This window comes from uncultured Methanobrevibacter sp. (assembly GCF_900314615.1).
GTDB lineage: Archaea > Methanobacteriota > Methanobacteria > Methanobacteriales > Methanobacteriaceae > Methanocatella.
The window spans coordinates 1-3,842 of record NZ_OMWA01000048.1; the positions used below are offsets into that span (position 1 = coordinate 1).

A 3,842-nucleotide genomic window follows, 5' to 3' on the forward strand; every position below is an offset into this window, starting at 1 on the left:
ATTTCATACCTATTGGTCAAGGAAAATTCATAAATAAATATGAATGGAAATGCTTTGACGAAACAATAGGTATGGCCTAAGAATCTCCGGCTTCTACAAACCGGAGAGGTTCAATGGCCACATATGAGATTCACCTACGGGAAAGACATGGCGAAAATTACATCGTTTAGTGGAGATTTTTTCGACTGCAGATAATTAACCCTGGAGTGAACTAAAATTATATTTCCCGATTCAACCATTATTTTAATTGACTGGATTTTACTTTAACATGAGGGATATTAAAAATATTTTACATATGAAAATGGTGATATATATCAAATACTTTTAAAAAACAAATTTTGAATAGCCAAACGTTAATGTTAAAGCTTAAAAAAATTTAGTGAATCTCAAAGGTTACAGCCAGCATAATCCAATCAGCAAAGCTTTTAAAAAAAAATAAAAATAAGAAAGCATTAAATGAATAGTTTAAAGCTTTCTTTTGAGTTTTTTAATTTCATTGACAGGAAGGCCGGTGTTTTGAGAGATAAATTCCTCATCAAATCCGTTTTTAAGCAAATTTTTGGCAACTTCAACTTTTCCGTTGAAAATACCATCAGCCATACCATCAGCTTTTCCATCGAAATATATACTGTGAAATCCCTGTCCGTATTTTTCAATTATACGCTGAACTTCAGAGCTTTTAGTTTGTGTTTGTAACATTTCAATCATCTCTGACAACTCTTCATCTTTGAAAAATCGGTTTAACACCCTGATTTCACAAAGACAAATCTTTTTTTTGAAATCAATGTCTGGAATATTAGAATTACCAATTAAAAAACAGATTAGGCTCATCAATGATTTAATCGGTAAGTCAATATCCATATCAGGCAACAGGAGCAAGTCTATTGCATCAATATCAGACAATTTCTCATCTATGATTATTTTGTAGACAAGACTATTTAAAACTTTCCAGCCGTCTTTTTGCTTAATAAGGATATAAATTGCCCAGTTATAGATTAGAACAATTTAAAACAGTTATAACAATTTTACAAGTTTAAAACAATGTTTATAACATCTGACGTGATGTGAAAATATAATATAATGACCGTCTATGACTTGACCCGAAAAGACCTGGCAAAAAATACATTGTTTAGTGGAGATTTTTTCGACTGCAAATAATTTACCATAGAGTGAATTAAAATTATATTTCCCGATTCAACCATTATTTTAATTGACTGGATTTTACTTTAACATGAGAGATATTGAAAATATTTTACCAATGAAAACAGGGATATATATCAAATCCTTTTAAAAAACAAATTTTGAATAGCTAAACGTTAATGTTAAAGTTATTTAACCTGGTTTCAATATTGAAAATGTTAAGACTTTTTCATGTTTAGCTAAATGCCAGAAATTATCGCTGGCATGACCTAACAAATTAAAAACAGCAATACATTTGCTAAAAGCAGATTTCAAAAAACAATTATAGAAGATCAGCCAGATTCACCTATTGGAGTACTTAAAAAAGAAATTTCCAAAATTCTTAAGCCTCCAGGCGGACAAATCATTTAATCAAAGTTTCAAATAACCCAATACACAATATAGGGCATCTAAAAGTATTGGCCGAAGATGAGTGTATATTACGCTCACCGGACACTATTTAATATTTTTAACAACTTCGTCGCCTTTATCGGTAAGACGATAAAGTCTTCCTTTTCTGACTTCAGGATTAATGCATTCAACCAGTTCATGTGATTTCAATTCAGAAAGAACCTTTGAAATATGATTTTGCCTGATTTGTGAATCCTCAGCTATCTTTGAAGGGATTTTTACTTCCCCATCCAATGTTTTCATCACTTTTAATCTATAGCTTGATATCTTTACATATCCTATCTCTATTAACATTTCATCTGAAAGTTCCATATTATCACTTATGTAATACCATATAAATAAAGTATTTGTTTTAATGTTAATTAAAATGTACTAAAAAAAAAATTCCTAAAAACTGTCAGCAGAAAAAAGACATAACGAACGTTCATTCGGTTTGCAAACTATAAAGTTAAGGCCACTGAAAGGAAATCAGATTACCTCTTTAAATTTTCAGCAACCAGTTCTCCCTTTTCGGTCAGGCGATATAATCTGCCCTTTCTGACTTCAGGATTTACACATACAACAAGACCGTGGGATTTAAGTTCAGACAATACCTTAGAGACATGGTTTGTGTTGAGATCCACATCCTTTGCAATTCCTGTCGGTACGTTGTAACTTTCCCTTAGGGATTTCATAACTTTTGTTCTGTATGTTGAGATTTCCACAAAACTTATTTCTGTTAAAATTTCATCTGACAGTACCATAATGTAATATTAATATTTCATACATAATAAATGTATACCATTCAACTAAAATTCACATGAATTTTTTAATCATATACACAAAAATGATAATGGATTTCTAATCAATTAGACTTTCAATTGCGTCAAAAAGTTCACAATACTCATCAAAAATATCACGGATTTCATCATCACTGCGAGAAAATATAACTATCTGGAGCTGATTTTCGCTTTTAGAGATTTTTGCATAGTCACTGTCAGCTGATTTTTCAATCAGTGCCCTGATTTTTGAAAACTCATTTTCAGTGAGATTATATCTTCTGTGATGGTTCATCATGTCCATTGCATGTATGAGTCCGTTTTCAGGTCTGTCAATGCATGAGGACAGTTTGATTTTGCTAACCATATAATATGGCGCTTCAATCTTGTCACTGCGAAGAACAATTGAAATTTTAGACATCACATGCTCATCGCCTGAGTTTTCATTTACATATCTTAAAAACTCGAACTGTTTTAAATTGGCATCTCTGTTCATGAAATTCATGATAATATATTGCATTAGAAGAGATTTAACTTTATGCAAAATATCACCAAGAAACATGCTCACCGGCAAAACGCCAAATGTCACACCGGCGAGGGATGTTTCTTAAGGTAATCTAAATGAATATGATTCAGTTAAAAAAATAAGTGCAGAAATGTTAATTTCTGCTTTTAATCAGATTTATTTTCTTTTTAAGAGAACTACTGCACCACCGATAGCTGCAACAACAACCAATAACAGTAATGGATTACCGGTTGCTAAAAGGTTGTGAAGAGCACTTGTAATGTTGGTAGTGTTTGCAGTGTTGTTTGCAACAGCAGTGCCGTTAGTTACATTCTGTGTTGCGTTTTGGGAAGCAGTCTGGTTTGCAGCTGTAGCGTTTTCCAGTGTTTCATTGTACTGGCTTCCGGCCCATCCGCCTTCATCCTGATAGTTGCTTCCTGCATAACCTCCGTCTTCATACTGACTTCCTGCATAACCTCCTTCATCAACGTAGTTGCTTCCGGCATAACCGCTGTCCCCATACTGATTTCCTGCATCATCTGCATAGCCGATTGCGTCATAACCGCTGTCATAATCTGCTGCACATGCTGCACCTGCAGATGCAATTATACAAAATATTAAGTGATAATGTCATCAGGGATTCTGCAGTCAAAGTCACAAATATAACAGGAACTTCTTCAAATCAGACTCCAACAACAGTAAACATTATTGACGACACTCCAAAAGAAACAAACACAAGCGCTCAAAAACAGAATCCGTTAAGACCTGACATTGAAAAATACAGCAAATACTACCAGAAAAATCAGAACAGAAAAATGGGAGACGGAAAAACATTCTCCAAAATGGATCTTCTTTTAGAAATCCACAAACACTATTCATTTGAAGACACCTTGAACTACCTCGACCTGTAAGAGGTCGAGGATTCTTACTTCACGGGCTGGTACTTTCCCACGAAAGTAGGATTACCGTGCTATCCCCCCAGTTCCTGA

At 33.6% G+C, this 3,842-nt stretch carries 6 protein-coding genes; 2 read left to right on the forward strand and 4 right to left on the reverse strand.

Annotated elements, in window-relative coordinates:
* Positions 1-465: 465 nt before the first annotated feature.
* From QZN33_RS11545 to QZN33_RS11560, 4 genes are all read right to left on the reverse strand, one after another.
* Positions 466-903 carry a hypothetical protein gene (locus QZN33_RS11545; protein WP_296792790.1) on the reverse strand — a complete coding sequence of 146 codons (438 nt, stop codon included), beginning with the start codon at positions 901-903 and terminating at the stop codon, positions 466-468.
* Positions 904-1,635: 732 nt separating this feature from the next.
* Positions 1,636-1,902 carry a transcriptional regulator gene (locus QZN33_RS11550; RefSeq protein WP_296792793.1) on the reverse strand — a complete coding sequence of 89 codons (267 nt, stop codon included), beginning with the start codon at positions 1,900-1,902 and terminating at the stop codon, positions 1,636-1,638.
* A 161-nt stretch (positions 1,903-2,063) separates the two neighbouring features.
* Entirely contained in the window at positions 2,064-2,333 is a 270-nt protein-coding gene (locus QZN33_RS11555) for a winged helix-turn-helix domain-containing protein (RefSeq protein ID WP_296792796.1), read from the reverse strand.
* Between the two features lie 97 nt (positions 2,334-2,430).
* On the reverse strand, positions 2,431-2,892 hold the full coding sequence (locus QZN33_RS11560; protein ID WP_296792799.1) for a hypothetical protein: 462 nt from the start codon (positions 2,890-2,892) through the stop codon (positions 2,431-2,433).
* A gap of 241 nt (positions 2,893-3,133) precedes the next feature.
* Here QZN33_RS11560 and QZN33_RS11565 point away from each other — a divergent pair, with 241 nt between their 5' ends.
* Both QZN33_RS11565 and QZN33_RS11570 read left to right on the forward strand, forming a co-directional pair.
* A complete protein-coding gene (locus tag QZN33_RS11565; protein WP_296792802.1) occupies positions 3,134-3,280 on the forward strand; it encodes a hypothetical protein in 147 nt (48 codons plus the stop codon).
* A 124-nt stretch (positions 3,281-3,404) separates the two neighbouring features.
* Positions 3,405-3,764 carry a hypothetical protein gene (locus QZN33_RS11570; protein ID WP_296792805.1) on the forward strand — a complete coding sequence of 120 codons (360 nt, stop codon included), beginning with the start codon at positions 3,405-3,407 and terminating at the stop codon, positions 3,762-3,764.
* Positions 3,765-3,842: the final 78 nt, after the last annotated feature.